Here is a 23,562-nt window from a genome sequence, read left to right as displayed (position 1 = left end):
GCAGGATGACCCAGACAGGGATAACATGGAATACGCGCAGCATTCGCATCATTGCAGACAAGGGGGCCTTCTCCTCGATTAAAGCCGCCGCCTCTGCCGAGCTTGGGATCAACTGGTGGAACAACGCGGAGAAGAATGCGAGAACTTGCACGGTTTGCTATGCCGCAACCGAGTTGGCGGAGCATCTATCGCTCATTTCGCAGGGTACCGTGGAGCTAGTGCCGCTAGAGACTGCAAGGGAAGCCCCGATTTCTGACAAGCCTGAAACCGGCATTGCCATCTGGCTCGAGAAGCCGCCGGAGGGCTCCTCAATTGACGCTGCCTGGCAGGAATGGCTTCATGCGCATAAGGACGAATGGGAGACCCTGCCGCCGGAGGGCTATGCTGTCGCAACCTTTCCCCTTGAAGGACGCGTGCATTGGGTCATAGCAGCGAAGGATCGCAGCGGCAGCCTTTACGGCGCTTATGCGTTGCTGGAAGCGCTTGGCTTCCGCTGGATCGGGCTTGGGGAGCAAGGCAGGCATGTGCCTGACGGCTCCGCGCTTTCGCCGCCGCTCAGCCTGTCCATCATCGATTCGCCGAGCTTCGAGACGCGGGGCGTATACAGCGAGCATATCGACGATGACAGTGCTGAGCTTCTGGACTGGCTTGGCAGAAACCGCATCAACTTTGCTTCGCTGAACGCGATTCATCATCCGCATGCCTTCAAGAAGAGAGGCATCCGTATCTGCATGGGCGGTCATAACATTCTGTACCGCTTCCTGAATCCTCGCGATTATGCGGAAGCGCATCCCGATTGGTTCGGACTTGTAAACGGAGAGCGCAGCTTCAACGTAGGCGAAGGAGATCGCGAGGGCTTCGGAGACAACTTCTGCACCACCAATCCCCATGCGGTAGCTGAACTGTGCTACGGACTTGCGAATGATTTGATCGACGGACAATGGCGGCATGCCGATGTGCTTAACTTCTGGATGCTGGATAACGGCAACTGGTGCGAATGCGACAGATGCCAATCGACAGGCAATTACGCCTATCGCATGATTTTGCTGGTTCATGCCTTGCGAGGACATCTGGATGCTGCGGAACGCGAAGGAAGGTTGGGACGGCATGTTCACATTATTTTCCCTATCTATCATGAAACGCTGCCCGCTCCCGACCGCGCCTTGCCCGAGGATTTCGATTATGGGAGCTGCTTTCCCACCTACTTCCCGATCGAACGCTGCTTCCTGCATACGCTGGATGATGAGTGCTGCACCGAGTCGAATCAGGAGCTTATGACGACCTTCGTTCCATGGACAACAGCCGAGGATCGGCACTATAAAGGGAATGCGTTTGTCGGCGAATACTATAACGTGGGTTCGTTCGCTGCCTGTCCGATTCCGTTGACGGCAATTATGAAGCATGATCTGCCCTTCTATTACCGATCGGGCATACGCCACTTTCATTATATGCATCTGACCGACCGCAGTTGGGGCACGCTTACGCTTACCAATTATCAGCTATATCGCATGCTGTGGAATATTCTGGAGGATGCCGACCGGATTGTCGACGACTATTATTCGCTCTGCTACGGGGACTCCGCCGCCGATGCCCGGAGCTTCTACGAATCATTAGAGAAAGCGATGCGCAATAGCAAATTTTTGAAGCATTATCAATATTCGAAGGGCATTCGGCAGTCTCTAACAGGCAGGCTGCGCGAGAATGCGGAAGAGCTCTTCCCGCTTGAACATATGCAATACGATCTTAGGGCCGAAGGCAGCAATGCCGGTATCAGTTTGACGGAAACCGTCGATTTGCTTGCCGTCTGTCGACGATTCATCGATAGAGCGCTTGACGGCGCGCGCGAAGCTGTTGTCGTCGCCAGATTACTAGAGGACGAACGGCGGTTTTCCTATTTGGAGGACATGGTTCGCTTTATCTACGGCTTGGTTAGAACGCATCAATTTCACAAGCAGGCTTTGCATGAGCAGGCGAGAAACGCCTTTCTTCATGTCCAGCGATATGCGCTTGCGCTGGAACAGAATACGGAGGCTGTGCGTCCAAGCACCCGCTTCGACCTGTACGATAATGGACTGAAAGCCAGCTGGTGCGAGAAGGCCTATTTGCGTTATAAGGCTCTCTACTTCTCCTGATAATGGCTTATGTCGCCATGCAGAAGGATGGCATGTCCATCTTCGTACAGCTCGATCTTGCTCAGACAGGTCGGATGGATGTAAGGCGGCTTCCATAGATCGCGGAGTGGACGATTTTCAAAATAAGCCATGAGCAGCTTCACGATGACGGTATGCGTGACAATGAGAACGGTCTTTCCGGCATGTTCCTCTGCAAGCTGCAGCAAAGCGTTCCTCGCGCGGTCGAACGCCTCGGCAAAGCTCTCGCCGCCCTGCACGCCAAAGCTCTCCGGATCATTCCAGAATTGATCGAAGGGCTGTGGGTACAGCTCCTTCGCCTCCTCTTGATTCATGCCTTCCCATTCGCCCAGTCCTAATTCCATAAACGCATCGCAGGCTTGAACCGTCAAGCCTCTTCCTTCTCCTATCAGCTCCGCCGTCATGACGGCTCTTGGACTGGAGCTGGCGCAGATGACATGGAGCCGTTCATTCGCCAGAGCTTCACCCAGCCACTTCGCCTGAATGATCCCGTTCTCCGTCAAGGGAGAATCCTGATGGCCTTGAAAGCGATGCTCGACATTCCATTCCGTTTGCCCGTGTCTGACCAGATAGATCGTTGTTTTCTCCTTCACCCAAGCTCACCTCAGCTTCTGCAAATTCATTGCTTTCAGCATAATATACTTGGAATGAGTTTGCCAGAAAAACAACGCTGCGCAAGCTACAGCTTCACTCTCAATTCATCGACCGAAACTCTTCTTTGACCGGATGCTCTCGGCTCCGCCTGAATAATCTCGGCTGCCGCTTCTCCCGCCTCACTCATTCTGGCGAGCAGGCGCTCCTTCAATTGATCGGCCGCATCCCGATAGGCGTCCATTCCTGCAAGATTAGTCAATTCATAAGGGTCGGACTCCAGATCATACAGAAATTCCTCTGTATAACGATTCGAGAAAGCTTGCGAAATGCCGTCGCTTTCCGGCGCATGAACCGAATATTTCCACCTGGCCGTGCGAATGGCGCGTCCCGTCTGCGATTCACTGATCTGAACATAGGCTTCTTCGGGCCAATCGGCAATCGTTCTGTTCACTAGCGGCATCGCGGAACGCCCTTGCATAACGTGTGGAACCTCAATCCCCGCCGCGTCAAGCAATGTCGGCGGCATATCGAGCAGACTGATCATTTCGCGAATCTGGCCGCCTTGCATGAAGCCCGGACCATAAGCCGCGCAAGGAATTCGAATGGAGCTGTCGTGACAGCTTCTCTTGTACTCGCCGTTGCGGGTTTTGAAATGACAGCCATGATCGGAGGTGAACAGAATAATCGTTTTCTTCGTCAGATCGAGACTTTGAAGCGCATCCCTCAGCCGTCCGAGCGCTTCGTCCAGCTTCTTCACCATGCCGTAATAGCCGCCCAAATGCTGAGGGGACGTGCCTCCGAGCGCCTTCAGATCGGGCGGCGTCCATCGATCGGCATAGGGAGCCTCGTAGCCGTTAGGCGCGGGGTAATTATCCCTGTGGTTCTGATGATGCGGCTCCAGAAAGGACAGAAACAGGAAGAACGGCTTCTTCTGATTGGCGTCGATATACCGAATGGCCGCGTCCGTCTGGGCGTCAACGCGATAGCCGGGAAGCTTGACCGGCTTGCAAGCCTCGTCGTACAGCACTGTATCATAAGCGTCGGAGGAGAATTCCAGTACGTTGGAGGCCAGCCAATGCTCATAGCCGCCCCGTTCTTCCTGCACGACCGGCTCGCTTGACGCCAGATGCCACTTGCCGATATAGCCTGTGCGATAGCCGGCATCCTTGAAATAATGGGCTAACGTACGGGTCTCGCCGGGCAGCGGAATCCCGTTGCGATAGCAGCCCGACTTCGTCGCGTACAAGCCCGTTTGCAGACAGGAGCGCGCGGGTCCGCATACCGGCTGCGGCGTGAAGGTATGATAGAAATGCGTGCCCTCGGACGCCATTCGGTCGAAATTCGGCGTCAAGCCAAGCGGGTTGCCATGCGCTCCTGTTGTATCCCAGCGCTGCTGATCCGTGAAGAATACAATGACGTTCGGAGTAGAATCATCTTTTTGCTCATTTTGCATACTCGTTTCCTCCAATTTCAATTCGTATAGGATATTCCACAGCTCGATTTATTCCTAGTACTAATTGTATAAGAATTCGAAGGGATATATAATGGATAAAAGCACGATAAAATGCAAGAAAACGAAGATCGGCAGAGTGATAACGAAGTGCGCATGGACCAGGAGGAATTGTCGTGAATGAGCAGGAGCTGCACCGGATAACCGTGGAAGAACAACAAGTCTTGTACCGATTCGGCTTCGAATGGCATCGGACAGCGGATTGGAACTTCGATTCGCATCTGATCCCTTCGACTGCCTTCTGGTATATCATCAGCGGGGAGCGTCAGCTGATCCTCCAGGGACAATATTACGATTTGAAGCCGGGCGATCTAATCACGCTGCCCGCAGGCGCTATTGTCACCACCCGTTTCTTGAAGAATGCGCCTGAGCCCATTCATTATTTGGCTCTCGGACTCGACATCCGCATGTACGGTCTGGAATGGACAGCACTCTACGACGTTCCGATGCACATTCCCCTCCAGTTGGAGGGCGATAGCAGACTTGACTTGCTTCGCGAGTGGAGACAGGTATTGCAAGCGAGCGATGGGGTCATGAACATGCTCCACAAGCGAAGCGATCCTCATCGGTCCGCCGAGCTTTCCGAGCTATTGCTGGCCTTCGAAGGGCAGTATAAGCTGTTGTTTGCCTCCCTGTCCAGATTGCTTCGTCCTTATATGATCAATCCGAACCCGGTAATCGATGCGAGAGTGAGCCGAATGTGCGATTATTTGCGAGGAAAATGCATGGGGGCAGTTTCCATGCAGGAGCTGGCGGAAGAAATGAATTTAAGCGAAGGACATATGAGGGAGCTGTTCCGGGCATCCGTCGGCTGCTCCCCTTATCAATATGTTCTCTTGCAGCGCATGGAGAAGGCGAAGGAGCTTCTTTTGACAACTACCCTCTCCATCTCGCAAATTGCTTCAAGCATCGGCTTTGAAGATCATAGTCATTTCGCGAAGCTGTTCCGCGAAAGAACGGGAATGACGCCCGGCCGCTACCGGAAGTCTTCCTCGATGGCGGAAGGCTTCTGATCGCTTTGCCGCCGGGAGCAGCCTGAAAGCCTAGTATCCGACTTCGACCGAAGCGATGACCACATAAGCCAGATCGTTGCGATCTTCCTTGTCCTGGAGCAGTATGCCGCTGGAGGTGAGCATGCCTCCGTCGATGATTTCGAATGTAACCTGACCATACGGCAGCTCCTCCCTTACTTGCTCCAAATCCAGAAGCTCCTTGTCTGCGGGAACCGCCAGCCTGACATTCACCTTCATCTGATTCAAGTCCCCTTCCGGCAGCACCGAACGGATGCCAGGCATCGAATTATGGTGAATAGCGTTTTGAACCGCGCGAACCGCAGCCTTGGTCACGTTCTGACCATGCAGATCGATGCCCGTCCCGATTTCGATGAACATGATTTTATCCATCTGAACACCTCCCTTCCTCATTCATACCTTTAAAATGCCGCACCCGGTCCTGCTTAACGATGAAGCTTGTACAGGTTGGCTTTGCTCACTCGTCTAACGAGCGCGATTTCCTCCCCCGTAAGCGCGTCGCAATCGGCGGCCTTCAGATTGGACCGTACTTGCGATACCGAGCTCGCGCCGGGAATGGCCGTTGCGACGGCGGGATGGCTGAGGGAATACCGAATGGCCAGCTGCGTCAAGCTTCTCCCGGAAGCCGTCAATGCCTTCAGCTGTTCGCGAAGCTCCACAATTTCCGCCAGCTCGTAATCCGTCAGCGCCTTGACTGGCTGCCTGTTCGCAGCAAGCGCTCCGCTTGCCAACGGACCCCGGGCTATGACGCTAATCCGCTTCTCCTCCAGCAAGGGAAGCACCGTCTCCTCCGCGCGCCGATCGAGAATGCTGTATGCGTTCATGACGCTGACGATCGACGAACGGGCCGCATATTCCCGAATGACATTGGGGCGGATGGACGAAATGCCATATTCACGTATAACCCCCTCACGCTTCAACTGCTCGAACGCCTCGATCGTCTCGTCAATCGGGTCATCCAGCGTGCCGCCATGCAACTGGTAGAGATCGATATAATCCGTGCCCAGTCGCTTCAGGCTATCCTTCACCGCGGACAGAATATAGCCCTTCGAAGGATCCCATGTCCAGCCTTCCTGTCCCGGTATACGTCGATTTCCCACTTTAGTGGCGAGAACGACCTCTTTCCGCCGACCTTTGATCGCTTTGCCCACCAGCTCCTCATTGCGGCCGCCGTCGTACAGATCCGAGGTATCAAGAAGAGTAACGCCTCCCTCCAACGCTTCGTGAATAATCGCTGTCGCCGTCTCCTCCTCTATGCCGATCGACATGCAGCCTAATCCAATTTCGCTGACGAGCAGCCCGGATGTTCCTAATCTATTCATCTTCATCTATTCGCCCTCTCCTTCCCGCGCTGAATGCACGCACGCTTCTCCACCTGCTTGATGCCAAGTCAATAAAAATAGGTTATGATCAATTATAACGAACATAACGGAAGGAATAAATGCGCATGGATTACGCTGATGGAAATATACTTATTCTGGATCGGATGAACGAGCTTGCCTCTGCCAACCCGCTTCGGGCGTTTGCTCTTGATGAGCTATTAGGCCGCAATGCCGGATCGGGCGGGCCTGCCGTATGCCATATATGGCGCCATACCGGCGCCTTTATCCTCGGACCGAGGGACAGCAGACTTCCGCATGCGATGAAGGCCGCGGAGCAATTGAACGAGCGGGGCTGGGCGACGGTCGTCCGCAACTCCGGAGGCGCCGCCGTTCCGCTTGATAAGGGAGTCGTGAATATATCGCTCATTCTCCCGAAGGCCGGCGGGGAAGGCGTGCATTTTCACAATGAATTCGAGCTCATGTATCGCTTGATTCGGGACGCGCTTCAGGAAACGGAACTGCCTGTTGAGAAAGGAGAAATTGCCGGAGCGTATTGTCCGGGCGACTTCGATCTAAGCATAGACGGCTTCAAGTTCTGCGGCATCGCCCAGCGACGGCAAAGGAATGCCATCATTGTACAAGCCTTCATCGTCGCCGCCGGCTCGGGCCGGGAGAGGGCGGAGCTTGTCCGTTCCTTCTATGACGCGGCATCGGGAGGCGATACGGCGCTGGACTATCCGATCGTGATCGCTGACAGCACGGCCAGCCTCGAAGAGCTTGCGAATCTCGGACCTCGTGCCGCCGAAGCCTTCGCATCGCGCATGAAGCATATCATTCGAACCAGTCAGACGCCGTCCGGGCTCGCGGAGGCCGCTTCCAAGCTGCGCATGCCGGGGCAAGAGGAGCTCGACGCTATGACGGCTATCTTGCAGAATCGCTATTCCATCGTTGAATCGTCCAAAAGATCATAGTTTTGTCAATCGATATCCTCCCGACTCTGTACTATCATTGAAAGTATACCAATGCATAGAGCGGAGTGAGAGAAGATGCCGGAGCAACAAAAAACAGCAGTCATATTGAACCAACCTTCTCTGCTTGCCTTCTGGGACTTTCAGGAGCAAGCTGGGACGGACTCGATAGCCAAGGGAGCGCATGCCTGCAAGCTGACCGAGCAAGCGGGACCGATCGCACGCGTCGAAGACGGACTTTTCGGCAAATACGCGGCGAAAGTCAAGCAGGGTCAATGGTGGAGGCTCCCGCGCGCGGAATGTCCCGAATTGGATTTTCACGGCAAGGATGCCCGATTAACCATTATCGCTTGGATAAAGCGTGAAAATATTGAAAATCACGGCTGTCAGGCCATTGCGGGCATGTGGAATGAAACGGAGCGAAAAAGGCAGTACTGCCTGTTCCTAAATTTGCGAATTTGGGAAAGCGAGGATCAGGTCTGCGGGCATGTATCCTCTGTCGGCGGCCCTACGCCGGGGCGCAAATACTGCATGACCTCCGCTATAGGAGCTACTCCCGTCTCCAAAGAAGAATGGCATGCCGTTGCCTTCACTTACGACGGGGAGTACGCGCGAGTTTATCTCGACGGTCAGCTTGACAAGCGGGACGGCTTCAATCCATATCTCTATGATCAAGGCCTTTATGACGGAGGAAGCGACGGAGCGGAATTCACCGTCGGCGCAGTCAGCCATTCCGGCAGCATGGGCAACTTCTATACCGGCTTGCTAGGCGGGCTTGCCGTATTCAATACAGCGTTGACGGAGGAAGAAATCGCGCGGATGACCTTCCTTGCCGATTAGAATTGCCGAACGTCCAACGGCGAAAATACAGAAACAAACGCTTCCCCGACCATTGGGCGAAGCGTTTGTTCGTTCTCATCTTTTTAGCGCAAGCTCTCTTCCCCTTGTTTCCTCAACAATCTTCTCTGCGGCGAGCCGGCTTAATGCTCTGCGGGAAGTTGAATACATTCTGCGGATCGACCTCCGCCTTGATCTGCCGCAATCTCGGATAGTTCGCGCCGTAATATTCCTCGCCATAGTTCTTGATCCCTTGATCCGGCACGTTAATATAGGATCCGTAGATATAGGGCTGAAGCTTCTTGCGGGTATGGCGAACAAGTTCAATACTGCGCTCTGCATCGCGATGGTCAAGCCAAGAAGCGTTCCATTCCACATAATACTGGGCATCTCTCCAGAAAAATGCCGAGTCTGTCGGTTTTACATTTTCGATGGCACCGCCCCAGCTCAGGAAGAAGAAACCGGATTCCCCCGCCTCCGCCTTCTCCAAAAATTTGCGAGTAATCTGGATAGCCTTGTCCGGGAATGGCTGATTGCCGTAGGCGCTGGAGAATTGATTGCTGAATCTATGCGTCAGAACAGGATCAGGCGGAAGCAAATAGGTGACCGCTTCGCTGTAAGGCAATGACCGAATAAACGCGGAAGTAGGCGTTCCCACGCTTGTTACAGGCTGCAACAGCTCTTCCGCCTTCCTCTGGCAGCCAAGATACAAGCCTTGCACCGTAACATTCCCCCCATCTCTTGGGCCAATCTCCAAATAAGTGCCAAGCCTCGTTGACGTAAACGGCGCCCATCTCTGCCATGCCTTGAGCACTTCCTCGAATTGATTCCAAGGCCACTCAATCGTAAATACCGTTGCTCTGGAGGGCGCGCGGCGAATCTTATACTTGTATCTCGTATAAATGCCGAAGTTTCCTCCCCCTCCGCCCTTGGACGCCCATAGCAGATCGGAGTTCTGGCGCGCGTTCGCGATAATAACCCTTCCATTCGCGTCGACCAACTCGACCCCGATCAGGTTGTCGCTCACTAGGCCCACCGTGCGCTGGAGAGGCCCGATCCCGCCGCCAAGCGTGATGCCTCCGACGCCAACCGTCGGGCTGTCGCCGAACGGGAACATATAGCCGAGCGGAGCAAGCGTATGAACGACTCTGCCGATTGTATTGCCTGTACCGGCTATAACGGTTCCTTCTTTCTTATTGAGCGTGATGCTGTTCATATCGCTTACATCGATCACAATGCCGCCATCCACCTGTGAGAGATCCACCTCCAGTGAATGCCGTCCGCTTCTTGCGCGTATGGGCACATCATTCGCCTTGGCCCATATCACCGCATTCGACACATCCTTCGCGTTCTGAGCAAAGACGAATACCTTCGGACAGCGGTCGGTATGGGGATCCCAGTTTTTCCGCGCCGCTTCATATCCGGGATCTCCCTGGTAGATAATCCGGCCTGTTAGACGCACTCCATTTCTCAAACTAGTCAACTCCTTCATAGTAAGCTATTTCATAGTTTATGAAGAAGGAAGGTTGAGAGATTGGACATAATGTTCCCGATTCCAAGAATGCAAATGAAATTGTGCTTCTCTAAAGTCCGTGAAGCTTATTCTTCCTCTTGCGCGTTCAGTCCAATGATTAGATAAACAGCCTCCGCACGGGTCGCGTTCTTCAGCGGGGCGAACAAGTTGTTCCCAATACCGTTGATCCAGCCCCGGTCAACCGCGGCTGCGATGTATGGCTGGGCCCACGACGGAATATCCTCTGCATCGGCAAAGCTTGGTCTATCTCCCGCAATGGGCTCTATGCCTTGGGATCTGACGATAAGAACTGCCATTTCAGAGCGCGAGATCAGCCTGTCCTGCCGGAAGGTCCCGTCCGCATACCCTTCAATCAAGTTCGCGTCAACGGCCGCCGCTATGTATCCCCTTGCCCATGACGGGATCATATCCTGATCCGCGAAGTTTAATTGCGGCTCCTCCGGAATCGCAAGCTCTAGCGAGCGCACGAGCATGGCAACAAATTCCGCGCGCGTCACTTGCTGCTGAGGACGGAAGGTACCGTCGCTATAGCCTGTGACCCAGCCGAAGCCGCTCGCTTTCAATATGGACGCCTCTGCCCAGTGACCGGCGATATCCTTGAACATATAGCCGGACGAAACCTGAATCTTGGCATCAGACTCTGCCATCTCCAGCTCGGAATTTACTAATTTGATGTCGTGCAAGGTGAATTTAGCTTCACTTCCCGTCATTCTCTCAAAGGTAAACGTTGCAAGCTCGGCATCGCCTTGTATGCCTTTCACATTGCCTACCTTCGAATGCGCGAACAGAATCTCGCCTTCTGTGACCTTCGGATCTACCGTGAAGCCGGCGACAGGACTGTCCGCTTCAATAAACTTCATGCGCTTCGAATCGTATGCGAGGTTGAACTGGTAGGCGTATACGTCGTTCAATTGTTGGCCTTTTACTTCAATAATTACTTTGGATTGCTCACTTGTCGCTTTCAGACTTAACACCGGCTCGTCGGCTGCCAGCAGCGTACCGGGAGACCATAGCGATAATAGCAGCAGTACCGTCAAGAAGAGCATCCTTTTTCCCCTCAAATAGGCCATATCTACGTCTCTCCCTTTCATGGAGGAAGAGGAAGGAGCTCCTGAGCTCCTTCCTTCGTCCCTTCTATTCATGTCGAGATAACTACTCTTCGTTGCTCCAATCCGTCAAGATCATTTGCGCGATTGCGGCAAGCACGCGAATATTGATTTCGCCTTCGTCGAATAGATCCGCTTTCGCGATTTCGCTCCAATTCGCATCCTCGGAGGTTGCTCCGAAGTACTTGGCGATGATGGACAGATCCCGGATCGTTATCTGCGTCTGACCGCCAACCAAGCTGATGAACCTGGCAAGGAATTGCTGGACGGCTGCGTTCAGAGCGCTTGTTGCCGCATCGACTTGCGCCTGCGTTGCATAGCTGTTGCCGCGAACGCTGTTCGCCGCGTCAATGGCAGCCTGCAGCTCGGCCTTCGAGCCGATCTCGTATTTGCCGATTTTATCGCCTTCCACTGCTTGGGCAAGCTGAGCCTCAGCAGAAACGATGGCTTGCTCCAATACGGACTTATCCGACTCGATCGGAGGCGTCTGGCCGATCGTCATCGAATGATAGGCCTCTGCAATGTTCACGAGGCCCGCTGTGCCGTCGCGTGATACCTCGAACTTCACTAACGAAGCGGACGCGTTGCCTAACGGCGCGGCGCTCTTCACTCTACCGCGCAGAACGAACAATTCGGAGGGGCTTGTCACCTCGTTCTCCTCTCCCGCGCTGATGGCGATAATCCGGATTTCACCGTCGGCCGGACGTACAGCCGTTGCGATGACATGCAGATGGTCATTGCCCGACGCAATCGCGTTCTCCGCGAGCTGCGCCAAGCCGTTCTCCCCCTCGACCGTTTCGAACTCAACCTTCGCCGGATCGTACTTCACGATAACGTCCATAGCGGCGAAGCCTTCATATACTTGCGATACGCCAATGCCCAGTTCCACCGCCTGGCCAGGATACGCGGTTGCGGGGCCTGTGACGGTCGCCGTTGCCCATGCGTCTCCAGACGGCTCTTCCGTATCCTCTACTACGACAGCCGAGGAAAGCGGAATAGCCAGCTCCTTCACGAGCCTTGCCACCATCTCGGAAACCTTGATGGCGCCATTCATTTGCAAGTGCGTATTGTCTTCCTTTCCGTCAACCCACATGAAGATGTCTTTGGTCCCTTCCGGACCAAGCTCCTGGAAATATTCCCAGCTGACCTGATTCAGATCAACCAGCAGAGTACCCGTTTCCTGCGCCGTTTCCTTCATGGCCTGCACATAGTCAGGGAAGCTCTTGTTCAAAATGTCGCCGTCGAAATCGCGTCTGTTCACCGGTGTAACCAGAACAGGCAAAGCTCCTCTTTGTTCCGCACCGGCAATATACGTTTCCAAGTACACCTTGAATTGCTCCGGCGTGAGATAACGTTCCGGACGCGACGGTGTGGAATCATTGTGGGACCACTGCATAAACAGATAGTCGCCTTCATGGATGTCGAGCAAGAGATCGTTCAGATAACCGCCAACCAGGAAGGTTTTGCTGCTGAGGCCGCCTACAGCGCGGTTATCGACGCTAACCTGTTCCTGATCGAAGTAGCTGCCCAGCGTCTCGCCCCATCCCGCCTGCGGACGGTAGCCTTCATCGTAATGGGCAACCGTGGAATCGCTCGCCAAGTAGATTACCGGTTTATCACCGGCCGGGTTCTCTGGCAAACGTTCGATCCTCAGAGCATTGATCTTAGGCGTGTTGCCCGAAAATTCAAAATTAAATATGCCGTCTATTAACGCAATATCATAGCTGATTTCGCTAAACTCACCCATTGGAACCGTCGATGTCGGCACCTTGTCCATCTGCTCGACCTTCACCCCGGCATTGGTCGATTCTGCCGAATCGCCAATCGTCATCGTGACTCGATAATTGGCCGGCTCCATTTCCACCAGGAAGGACGTCCCGTTCACGCGTGTGAAGTCTTCCGTCAGCGCATTCCCGGTTTCGCGGTTGGCATCCACTACGAGAGCCGTGTCGGCAAATCCGTAGCCGTTGCCTTCCACATATGCGTGTTTCGCGCCGACCTGGACATATCCTTCAGCGGCTTCGCCTGAGCCAAAGTCAAAGCGATATTCGCTGATCTCCTGCGCAGGCTCGCTTGTCAGCGAATCCCTTGCGACGGTCAGCATGTTGAACGCATGGTCGACTTGCTCCTGCGTCGCTTCCGTGCCGATGATTGCTTCGGCAGCCGCTAGCGCGCGGTTCAGTACAGCTTTAGACGCTTCCGTATAACCCGACAGATCAAGCCCTTTGACTTCCTCATACAGCGCGGACAGCGCCGTCTGATCCCCTGTCGCAGGCGGAAGCTCCTCTCCTTCGATCTGCACATTGTCAATCATGGTGGTCCAATTCAGAATGGCGCCTCCGCCCTTCCTCGTCCCAAGGAAGCGCATGGCTCTTACGTTATCCCCATAAGCCGTTCCTGCGCTCATCGGGATGTTCTCGATTGTCTGCGTCACGCTGCTGTCCGCCAGACTAGTCAAGGTAAGATCGATTGTCTTCTCGGCAAAGTTGATCGTCGCGTCGACGTTCACCCATTGGTTTTTGGCGATGCTCGTCGTTTGCCCGCCTTCCGGAATCGTCGTGTTGTTCGAGCCGTAGTCCGGCGCATAATAGCCTGCGAAATAACCGATTGGCGTGTTCGTGCCGCTAGTAGTATAGAGAGTAAGAATCAGATTTTCGTTCGCGTCTTGCAAGGAAAGATGGCCTTCAGTCGGGTATCCGCCAACGTTGCCCGAATGCCAGTCGAAATTCACATGAACGATGTCGCCGCCTACCGCATCGAAGATTCGGAACACCTTCGAACGATTGCCGGACCCCGATCCGGTAACAGACAACACCTTGTTGCCATTATCGTCCACAACCGTGCCAGACATCTGCCCGGCGATTCCGGTCGCGTTCACCATTGCGTATTGTGCGGCATTCGGATCTCCTTCGAAGTCCTCCACATAGACGGGGTTCTCCGGTTCCGGCTCTGGTTCAGCCTCATAAGGATCAATAACGAACGGGGAGATGCTGAGTCCCATCTCTTGAACCGCTTCCGCGACCAATCCGGCAATGACCTGCGCGCCGTAGCCGTTGAAATGCGTATTATCGCTCACGCCTCTCGGATATTTCGGATATTCGCCCGGGTAGGCATACAGGAAAATATCTTCCGTAGCCGCCATGCCGATCTGGTTGTAATACGCGATGCTAAGCGCGCTCAAATCAATCAGCTCTACATCAAGCTCTTCTGCCACTTCCTTGGCAGCCTCTACATATTCCGGGAAGCTGACATTGAATTCCTGCGTAATCAGATTAAAATCTCTGCGGCCAACCGGCGTAAGCAGAACCGGCGTCGCCCCTCGCTGCCTTGCCCCGTTCACGTAACGCGCCAGATAGGTTTTGTAATCCTCCGGAGAGGCATACCGCTCCGGAATTCCCGCGCTGGCATCGTTGTGGCCGAAGGAGATGAAGAAGAAATCTCCGGGCTTGATTTCGCGCAGCACTGTATCCAGACGACCGTCGACCATAAAGGACTTGCTGCTTCTGCCGCCAATGGAATGGTTCTCTACGACTACGCCGTTCGAGAAGTAGCTGCCGAATGCCTGACCCCAGCCTTGCTGCGGAGCCTGCATTTCGCTATAGGACTGCATGGTTGAATCGCCGGCCATATAGATCGTCGTAGAAGCGCCAGCCGTCTTCGCCGGATATTTCTCAATGATCAGCTCCTGCAAGTGGATGGCCGTGCCGGAGAAAATAAATTCCAATTGTCCGTCCACCAGCGCGATGTCGTAGGAATAGATCAGCGACTCACCTCTTGCGACATGGGTCGCAGCCAGCTTCTGAACGAACTCCGATTTAACGCCCGCGTTCGTGTCCGCGTTGTCGTCGCCAAGGTTCACCGTCACCTTGTAATTCGCATTGGGCAGATCAACGGCGAATTTGGCGTTATCCGGCAAGGTTACATTTCCAGTGCCAACGGTAATTCCGTTTGCTGTCTCGAAGCCATAGCCAGTCTCCGCCGAATAGACTGCATCCTGCACCCCGGTCGCGCCCGCTTCGTTTTCCGTACCAAAATCAAAATGATAAACGGGCTGGGGAGCCTCGGCTCCGCCTGCAAGAGCAAGATTCGCCTTGGGGAAATCAGTCGCTCCCTCGCCGATATAGAAGCTCGTATGCGGCGGCTGATTGTAGCCGACATTCTGCCACGCCACGCCCAGACGGTATACAGGATCCTGCATCAGGGCTGGAATCCGGTAGTTCGTAGGAATGGTCGTCGTGTACAATCTATACTCCGTGCTGTCTTCGCTGCGCAGCAATAACTCCTCGCGCCAGTCTCCCAATATATCCGCCTGAATAGCCGGATTGCCCTTGGTGTGATTATTGGTCAAGGCGCCTTCGGCCCTGAATATTTCGTCCAGCCTCTTGTTCTCGTAATCCCACTTGTAAATAACCGGAATGCCCGTTGCCGCGCTGTTGTCCCATTCATGGTCGAACAGCTCGCGCTGAAGGTCCCCGTCCCACCAAATCGCGAAGTCGGCGCTTCCCGGCGCTTCGTCGCCTTCATAGATGACATCGCCTGCAGCCGAATATACGCGGGTTACCGGCTCCATCTGTCCATCGACAATGGTGGAGGCCCAAGATTCGTATCCCGGATAATTCGGATCAATATCCGCCGACATGCCGCGTCCGGTATCGATGCCCGTATATTCACCCCACAGAATTTCTCCTGTTGCGGCGTCATGCATCTCGATGCCGTATTCGGCGTCCGTATGCTCATGCACGCTCATCACCTGATAACCTTCCCGGTTCGGATCAAGCTTGCCGGCATGCATGGCATCGCCGTGACCGAGTCCGGTGCTGTACATGAGGGTTCCGTCATCGTTAATCGCCAAAGCGCCGAACATAATCTCGTCTTTGCCGTCCCCGTCTACATCCAGTACGCTGAGTCCGTGATTGCCTTGTCCCTCATACTGCTCCCCGACTATATCCGTATCGAATATCCAGCGCTTCACGAGCTCCCCGCCAATGTAGTCGTAAGCGGCCAGCACGGTTCGCGTATAATAGCCGCGGGTCATGACAACGCTTGGCTTTGCGCCGCCCAAATAAGCGATGGCGCCCAGGAAACGATCCACGCGATTGCCGTAACCATCGCCCCAAGCGTTCACGTCGCCTCTGGCGACCTCGTAATCCACAGTGGATAAGGCTTCGCCTGTCAAGCCGTCGAACAGCGTGAAATATTCGGGTCCCGACAGAATATAACCGCCTTCGTTGCGGTAGTCCTTGGAACCATCGCCAATCACATTGCCCTTCCCGTCCTTCGTTCCATCGGCGGTTTTGACCATAACCTCGGCTTTGCCGTCGCCGTCCATATCGTATACCATAAGCTGCGTATAATGCGCTCCGGCACGGATATTGACGCCCAGATCGATTCGCCACAGCTTCGTTCCATCCAGCTCAATCGCATCGATGAGAACATTGCCCGTATAACCGGATTGGGAGTTGTCCTTCGCGTTGCTGGGATTCCACAGAAAGACGATTTCGTAATCCCCGTCGCCGTCCAGGTCCGCCACGGAAGCATCGCTTGCGATGTAAGAGTATGTGCCGCCGTCCTTCGTTCTTCCGTCGGCTGGCTTATCCAGCGGTATAGGCAAATAATCGTTATGCCACACCGAAACAGCCTCCGGCTGCATAACTTCCGTGCCCGCAATAATCGTTGATATCTGATACTCGGAGCTGTCGGCCCCGGTCGTATCCACATAGTTTGTCACCTCGCCGATCGGCGCCGCGTTCACTTTATATCCATTTTTATAGACATTGAATGCAATTTCATCCGGATCCGTATGCAGATAGCGCCAGCTTAGGAAGACCCCGTTATCGACCAGAACCGCTGTCAGGCCTCGATTCAGATAGTCTCCTTGCCGGGCAGGCATGCCGGATGACGCATCTGCATGTCCCGGTGACGGCAATAGAATTAACGAAAAAATCATTAGAAACGACAAAAGCAATGCGCAAATCGTTTTACTTCGGGACACAGCTTTTCTACTCATGAACTCACTCCTCGATCAAAATTCCAATCCATACCTTCTCATGACTGGACCTGATGTCGATACATACCTCCTTCTCGCGGTTTCACCCTTTAGGTGAAGCGCTTTCAAATCATATAATTGAACACCTCCTTACGATAAAGCTCCTCAGAGAATAATGTCTGCTCCGGGTGTCGTCGAGGCTGTGCTCATCGTACTCCGTTATCCAGAGAATGGTAAACCACCAATATTGATCATTCATGTCATTTTTGACTTCCAGCTATTTTTTAGCGGAGTTACGGAGAGTTTAGTATCAATTCTGAACATCAAGAGCAAAAGTGAAGGAAGATAAAAGAGGCAACACCTCTCTGTTCCGTATACTCTTTCCATTTCGCCTAAAGCAAGCATATTTACAGATGTCAAATGCAGGATTCCTCTTAGCCAACCAAACGAGCAAAAAAACAACGGGATTAACCCGCTATGACGATCAAATGTCCGTTAAACATTTGGGCTGGCTAAAATGAGTTTATAAGGGGCGAAAAAGAGGCTGTCGATTAACTGTGAATTACCAACTTGTAGAACACCTCAGCCGGTTCCGCTTTTGAAGCTGCAGCGCTGGTAAGCAGCGCTTGAGCGCATGCCGGAGCGTCATCCGAGGCTGCAGCGCTGGTAAGCGGCGCTAGAGCGCATGCCGGAGCGTCATCCGAGGCTGCAACGCTGGTAAGCAGCGCTAGAGCGCATGCCGGAGCGTCATCCGAGGCTGCAACGCTGGTAAGCAGCGCTAGAGCGCATGCCGGAGCGTCATCCGAGGCTGCAGCGCTGGTAAGCGGCGCTAGAGCGCATGCCGGAGCGTCATCCGAGGCTGCAGCGCTGGTAAGCAGTGCTAGAGCGCAAGCCGGTGCGTCACCCGTGGCTGCAGCGCTGGTAAGCGGCGCTAGAGCGCATGCCCGAGCGTCATCCGAGGCTGCAGCGCTGGTAAGCGGCGCTAGAGCGCATGCCCGAGCGTCATCCGAGGCTGCAGCGCTGGTAAGCAGCGCTTGAGCGCAAGCCGGTGCGTCACCCGTGGCTGCAGCGCTGGTAATCAACCTTGCAACCTAGTCCACAGTTAATCGACGGCCTCGAAAATGTCCGTTACCATCGCATGCATTCATTTCCCATCGAAATTTTATACGCCTATGTAGTAAGAAAAACGCCTAACGGCGTCCTTGGATCGCAGTAAAGCTGCGCTGCCTGTGCTTGCAATTCTTCTGATGCAAATCAGACGTGGCGGAGTCGCAAGCCGAAAAGCCTGCCGTTCTTTTAGCTTCATTGATGGCATTTAATTCTCTCAAAGCCATCAGATTCTAACGAAGACTCATAACGTTAAATGCCTGAATCTAAGACCAGCATAAAGCTAACGAAGATTGGTATCGTTATTTCATCAAAACGAGTTGTTTGCTGCCTGAAACCATGAAATAAGACGATAGATCTTCGTTAGATTTCAATAGGATGCCTTTTTAGGACATTAACGTTATCAATCTTCGTTAGCGTTCCGCCTGGCTCCATCCAAGCCTCACGAAATTTTATAAATTCTGGCGTGGTCAAAAAAAGGCCGCAGCCTCTCATAAGAGAAGCGCGACCATTTTCTAAATAGAAAAATAATAGAATGACTAGGCATCTGTATCCGCTTACATCTTGGCTTTAATCTCCATCAAATACTTCACGACTACTGCGACTGCTCCTACATAATAGCCCGCCATTACGATCCATCCCGTGTTGTCCATGACAGATACTCCCGCCAGCACCAGTAAAGGAACCACATAGTAGACGATCTCCTTCAGGTAGCCAAGCACGAATTCATGAGACAGCTTGCCACCTGTCATCATTTTGAACATGCTCATCAAGAAATCCACAGCCATTGAGCCCAGCACAACCCATAATGCGACTTCCATCCAATGAGTCAGCGATCCAACCACTTTGCATCACCTCCTAGCTCGCTACCAGTATATGCGGGTGGTCTCGAGGTTGTACCTTGGTAACGCCTAGATATTGGTAAATCCTAGACATTGGAAGGCCCTAGAGCCTGGCGCGGATTCAAAATGGTTGAATCTGACTGCCGGAGCGGATTCATGTGACTTTATTCCGTTTGCTTTATGACAGCCTCAAGTTCGGTTGCGAGCTGAAGCAGCAGATCCGTTTGTTCGTCGTTTAACTTTTTGCCTCGTTGCGTCTCCACGCTATTCTCGAAAGCTTGCAATTGATTAAGCGCCGCATTGCTGTTTCCTTTCATTATTTTGTCCGATATATTCAGCAGCTTGAATGTAAAGGCGCTTTGCGCAGTGGAATCAAGATGCTCTTGAATAAAGCCGATTAATTCCTTGATTAGATCCAAAATCGTAACATTCTGGACGGTAATCGTCACTTCTTCGGTTGTCTCCAGCTCGCCGTCATTAGCGACAAAAGTGACAGTGTAGACGCCGGCTTGCGTGAAGCCCGGCTTCCAGGTAAACATCGCTGTCGCAGGATTGAAGTCGGCGCCTTCAGGAAGTTGAAGCGCGTTGTAGGCAATCGCGTCTTCATTCCCATCCACCGCTTGGATGGCAAGCTCCAGCTTCTTCCCTTCCTTCACCGTCTGATCTTCGATTGGCATAAATACGGGCGCCGCATTCAGGACAGTCGGCAGCATCTCGCCATTGCCCATCTTGAAGGTATCCACTACCAGATTTGCCGTAATTCCATTGTTCGCGCTTCCCCCGATTTTCAGAATATCGGTTCCGTTCCCGCTGCTCGCGGCTCCGCTCCATGCCAAGCCCCCGTCGACGTACAAATCATAGGTATAATCCGTATGCACGATGACTCTATACGTATGATAAATCGTCGTATCGAGCGAGAACGTCTTCGTTGGACTGCTCTCTCTGTCTTGCGCCGCTCCAGAGACGCCGTAAGGCAGGAATAGGGATATATTGTACAGGCCGCTTCTTGCGGTAATCTCGTTCTTGGTGCCGGCCGCGCCCGCCTTGGCTCTAATCTCGAAGGTAAAGGCGCCGGTCGGCGGCGTGAAATCATCCTTGATCATGAAGAAATGGCTCGTTGTGCCGTCCACGACCTTTACAGAATCAGCTTGCTGTGTGACTGAACCGCCGGAACCGGTTGTGCTCCAGCCGTCTCCGTAAGCCTCCATTCCATCATCGATAATATCCCAGGCCAAAGGACTCGAGGTGGCGCTCGGAGTCGGCGTCGCGGTTGGTGTTGCCGTCGAGGTCGGTGTTGGTGTCGCGGTTGGCGTCGGTGTCGGCATTGTCGATGATGTTGGCGCAGGACTTACCTGTATCAGTTCGAAATCGTCATAATAGACCTCGCCGTCGGCCGAGCGTTTGTACATGAATATCGTCGCGGCGGTGTTCGTGCTTCCTGTCGTGAAGGTATATTCCTTCTTAACATAATCCACATCGGTGTCATGTACGTATACATTGCGCTCGTAGCTGCCGAAATTGCGCACCCCGAATTCGCCGGAGCCGCCGTCTACGGCCTTGACCCATGCCGACAGCGTGTAGGTCGTATTCGGCGTGAGTCCATGCAGCCATTGCTCGATGCCTCCGTATTGCGTGGACAATTTCGCCGCATAACTGCCCGTTCTCGCATTCGAGCTCGAAATCGAAGCTTGATTGAAATGCGAGGTCCAGCTTGTGAAGTCACCCGTCTCAAAGCCCGGATTTCCCAAAAGATTGCTGCCCGGCGCCGGTGTCGCGGTTGGTGTCGGCGTTGGCGTTGCCGTCGGCGTCGCTGTTGGTGTCGGCGTTGGCGTCGCGGTCGGCGTCGGTGTTGCCGTCGGTGTCGGTGTTGCTGTCGGTGTCGGCGTCGCGGTCGGTGTTGCCGTCGGTATCGGTGTTGCGGTCGGTGTCGGCGTCGGCGTCGGTGTTGGCGGCGGATCGATGTTGTCTTGATTAATATGGAAATAATCAAAATCGGCCGTCAGTCCCGTGCCCGCGCATACGACAAGTCCAATCTTGATGTCGGAAAGTGAGGCCGTCTGCGTCGTCCATACCTGCGTGTAATCCACGCCGTCCGCCGAATAATAGCCGCTGTACGTATCGCCATATTTTACGATGCGCATGTACAGCTCCGTCGATGCAACCGGATCTGCGATTTCAACATGCTCCCTGACCGAGTTAATCTGCTTCGTGAATTGAATCTGGTTGCCGGAGCCGTACAGTCTGGTCATGCGGAAATAAGTCGTATCATCCACGTACACGATCAATCCGCCTTGCGACCACTGAGAGGAAGGCTTGCCGTCCATCTTCGTCTCGATTACGAAATCCCCGTCCGGCGCCCCGGTAAGCAATATATTGCGTGCGGTTGCCCCGCCGTCCACGATATCTCCCGCTTCGCTTATAATGCGCATGGAGCCGGGATTCGCGCTCAACGACCAATTCGTCTCATTCTCTCTAATCCAATTCCATTGCGGATCAAGCGCCGCCGCGTCGAATTCGTCATCCGAGCCTTCCGTGAACACGGGTCCGGTCGGTCCGCCCGGCGCGGCGCTGAATTGGATCAACTCCAAGTCGTCGAAGAAGACATCGCCGCTGCCGCCGCCTTTGTAGAGATAGATGACCGCGCTTGTGCTGTCGGAGCCGGTTGTGAACGTAATCTCCTTGCGGGAATACGACGTACCCGAAATATGCACATCCTTGGAGGAGCCGCCGTAGTTTTTCACGCCGAATACCGCGTCGCCGCCGCTTACGCTCTTGCCGTATGCGTACAATTTGTAGATCGTATTCGGATACAGACCGGAGACGGTCTGCTCCGCGCCCGCCGTCGCGCCCGTCAGCTTGGCGGCGTAGCTGCCGGAGTTGGCGTTGCCGCTCTCGACCGTCGCGCTGTTGTAGTGAATCGGCCAGTTGGTGAAATCGCCGGTTTCAAATCCCGCGTTCTGCAGCAGATTATCCGCTTGCGGCGGCTCGGGCAGCGGCGGCAGGTTGTTCGGATCCAGTCCCGCTCCTTCGTATGCGCCAATATTCGGAGCTGTACTCGCCGCTACCGCATTGCCGAAATAATCGCGTCCTCCATTGTCCGCGATAACCTGACCCGCGCCAATTGCCGGCGAGGTGTTCAGCAGTTGATAGCCGATGACCGTGTCCTTGCCGATGCCGCCCGAGCCAGGGGAGGCGAGGAGCGGATCCGAGGTTATTTTATAAGGATCTGCCGGTTCACTTGAAGGATGATTGCCGTAGAACACATTGTTCTCGAACACGTTGTTGGTGCTGCCGGCGAAGTTATATCCCCCGGAGCCCAAATTGTAGATAATGTTGTTGGTGAAATACGTATTCTTGGCATAGCCGCCCCAGTTCAAATAATCGACGACCTTGGCGTTCGAATAGCTGGGCAGATAGACGGTATTGTTATAAATATGCGTCGTATCCGGCGTGCCGCTGAAGTTGAAAACGGCGCCGCTGTCATTCTGGCTGATGTTGTACCGAATCGTCGTATTCGTGTTGGCGTTGCTGGCGACCGTTCCGTCATTCACCACGAGGAAGGCTCCGCCCGCATTGTTATGGCTGTAATTGTATTGAATGATCGTACCGTCGCTCTTGTAGTCGGCATCGTACGCCATCGCGTCTCCGCCCGGCCCCGTGTTGTACACCTCATTGAATTGAATGACGGAATCCTTGCTCGAGAATACCCATAGCGGCACATGGTAGCCGCTCGCTCTGACATGGGTGTCGTACACGACATTATTCTCGATCAGCCCTTCCGTCGTGTCCAGAATGAACGCGCCGTCGGCGGCGATGTCATGGATGACGTTGTCCGTCACCTCGAAGCCGTAGGAATATTGCTTCTGCGCGCCGTAGATGTAGACGCCGACGCTGTCCACTGCGTAGATGTCGTTGTTCCGCACCGCAACATCCGCGACATGATAATCCCAGTTCGTCCCCCAGACGATAATCCCGCCGTTGTGGGCATAGTCGGAAGATACATTCCCCTTCACATTGTGAATTTCCAGATTCTCGAACACGAAATGCTTGTATACCTTCGGATTGGTCCATGTCCCGCTGCTTCCGTCGACATGAATGCCTCTGCGCACCGCCGGGGACGCCGCGTCGTTCGTAATTTCCAGATTGCGAACCTCCCACTGCTCCTGATTATAGAAATAGACAGCCGCATCCGCGCCAGCGCCCGCAATTAGCGGCTTCTCGCCGTCATCGTACATATCGATCAGAATGGGGCTGCCTTCGACTCCCGAGCCCTGCGGGGATAGCGTGCCTGTCCATACGCCGTCCGCCTTGAACAGAATTTGGTCGCCCGGCTGGAATACGGTGCCGTTCACCTTGTCCAGCGTCTGCCAGGCCGCTCCAGGCGATGTTCCTGCGGAGCTGTCGTCTCCCCCCAGCGAATCCACATAATACACCGTGCCTGCCGCCGCATGAACGGTCGCCGATCCGGCTCCTCCCGCGACGCTCGCCGCGAGCAGAACAATAGCGAGAAGCATGCTCACCAGTCTAAACCTCTTCATCGTACTCACATGAATAGCCTCCTTCATTTTAAGTAAA

Annotated in this window: 14 protein-coding genes and 2 pseudogenes; 4 read left to right on the top strand and 12 right to left on the bottom strand. The window is 54.1% G+C overall.

Features of this window, described 5'->3' with window-relative positions; genetic code table 11:
- Window positions 1-5 precede the first annotated feature (5 nt).
- The gene (locus HFP08_RS02005) at window positions 6-2,132 is read left to right on the top strand and encodes a DUF4838 domain-containing protein (RefSeq protein ID WP_168118829.1); all 2,127 of its coding nucleotides are present in this window, start codon (window positions 6-8) and stop codon (window positions 2,130-2,132) included.
- Here HFP08_RS02005 and HFP08_RS02000 read toward each other — a convergent pair.
- Together HFP08_RS02000 and HFP08_RS01995 are read right to left on the bottom strand one after the other, a co-directional pair.
- Complete coding sequence (locus HFP08_RS02000) at window positions 2,120-2,743, bottom strand: histidine phosphatase family protein (RefSeq protein WP_168118828.1); 624 nt, start codon at window positions 2,741-2,743, stop codon at window positions 2,120-2,122. The genes HFP08_RS02005 and HFP08_RS02000 overlap by 13 nt on opposite strands.
- Before the next feature lie 86 nt (window positions 2,744-2,829).
- Window positions 2,830-4,197, bottom strand: a complete 1,368-nt coding sequence (locus HFP08_RS01995; protein WP_168118827.1) for a sulfatase family protein — start codon at window positions 4,195-4,197, stop codon at window positions 2,830-2,832.
- A 173-nt stretch (window positions 4,198-4,370) separates the two neighbouring features.
- On the opposite strand from HFP08_RS01995, the gene HFP08_RS01990 reads away from it, so the two are divergent.
- On the top strand, window positions 4,371-5,267 hold the full coding sequence (locus HFP08_RS01990; protein WP_168118826.1) for an AraC family transcriptional regulator: 897 nt from the start codon (window positions 4,371-4,373) through the stop codon (window positions 5,265-5,267).
- Window positions 5,268-5,297: 30 nt separating this feature from the next.
- Here the strand turns inward: HFP08_RS01990 and HFP08_RS01985 are convergent, their stop codons facing one another.
- A complete protein-coding gene (locus HFP08_RS01985; RefSeq protein ID WP_168118825.1) occupies window positions 5,298-5,657 on the bottom strand; it encodes a Lin0512 family protein in 360 nt (119 codons plus the stop codon).
- A gap of 53 nt (window positions 5,658-5,710) precedes the next feature.
- Window positions 5,711-6,613 carry an aldo/keto reductase gene (locus HFP08_RS01980; RefSeq protein ID WP_168118824.1) on the bottom strand — a complete coding sequence of 301 codons (903 nt, stop codon included), beginning with the start codon at window positions 6,611-6,613 and terminating at the stop codon, window positions 5,711-5,713.
- 119 nt (window positions 6,614-6,732) lie between these two features.
- On the opposite strand from HFP08_RS01980, the gene HFP08_RS01975 reads away from it, so the two are divergent.
- Both HFP08_RS01975 and HFP08_RS01970 read left to right on the top strand, forming a co-directional pair.
- A complete protein-coding gene (locus tag HFP08_RS01975; protein WP_346768707.1) occupies window positions 6,733-7,578 on the top strand; it encodes a lipoate--protein ligase family protein in 846 nt (281 codons plus the stop codon).
- A 75-nt stretch (window positions 7,579-7,653) separates the two neighbouring features.
- Complete coding sequence (locus HFP08_RS01970; protein WP_168118822.1) at window positions 7,654-8,415, top strand: LamG domain-containing protein; 762 nt, start codon at window positions 7,654-7,656, stop codon at window positions 8,413-8,415.
- Between the two features lie 112 nt (window positions 8,416-8,527).
- On the opposite strand, the gene HFP08_RS01965 is transcribed toward HFP08_RS01970, so the two are convergent.
- The 8 genes and pseudogenes from HFP08_RS01965 to HFP08_RS01940 all read right to left on the bottom strand — a co-directional run bounded on the left by HFP08_RS01965 (window position 8,528) and on the right by HFP08_RS01940 (window position 23,525).
- Window positions 8,528-9,886, bottom strand: a complete 1,359-nt coding sequence (locus tag HFP08_RS01965) for an FAD-binding oxidoreductase (RefSeq protein ID WP_168118821.1) — start codon at window positions 9,884-9,886, stop codon at window positions 8,528-8,530.
- Window positions 9,887-10,011: 125 nt separating this feature from the next.
- Entirely contained in the window at window positions 10,012-11,016 is a 1,005-nt protein-coding gene (locus HFP08_RS01960) for an S-layer homology domain-containing protein (protein WP_206109156.1), read from the bottom strand.
- An 82-nt stretch (window positions 11,017-11,098) separates the two neighbouring features.
- On the bottom strand, window positions 11,099-13,366 hold the full coding sequence (locus tag HFP08_RS29665) for a cohesin domain-containing protein (protein WP_481856531.1): 2,268 nt from the start codon (window positions 13,364-13,366) through the stop codon (window positions 11,099-11,101).
- 726 nt (window positions 13,367-14,092) lie between these two features.
- Window positions 14,093-15,085 (bottom strand): annotated as a pseudogene (locus HFP08_RS29660) (rhamnogalacturonan acetylesterase); the annotation flags it as partial.
- A 48-nt stretch (window positions 15,086-15,133) separates the two neighbouring features.
- Window positions 15,134-17,059: pseudogene (locus HFP08_RS29655) on the bottom strand (rhamnogalacturonan lyase); the annotation flags it as partial.
- Window positions 17,060-17,589: 530 nt separating this feature from the next.
- Window positions 17,590-18,120, bottom strand: a complete 531-nt coding sequence (locus tag HFP08_RS01950; RefSeq protein ID WP_168118818.1) for a hypothetical protein — start codon at window positions 18,118-18,120, stop codon at window positions 17,590-17,592.
- 582 nt (window positions 18,121-18,702) lie between these two features.
- Window positions 18,703-18,990 (bottom strand): hypothetical protein, encoded by a 288-nt coding sequence (locus tag HFP08_RS01945; protein ID WP_168118817.1) that lies wholly within the window; start codon window positions 18,988-18,990, stop codon window positions 18,703-18,705.
- 161 nt (window positions 18,991-19,151) lie between these two features.
- Complete coding sequence (locus HFP08_RS01940; protein WP_240941027.1) at window positions 19,152-23,525, bottom strand: beta-xylosidase family glycoside hydrolase; 4,374 nt, start codon at window positions 23,523-23,525, stop codon at window positions 19,152-19,154.
- Between the last annotated feature and the right edge of the window lie 37 nt (window positions 23,526-23,562).

The organism is Paenibacillus sp. HB172176, from assembly GCF_011947265.1.
Lineage (GTDB): Bacteria > Bacillota > Bacilli > Paenibacillales > Paenibacillaceae > Pristimantibacillus.
Note: the sequence above shows the minus strand (reverse complement) of the source record. Positions and strands in the feature narration are given on the sequence as shown.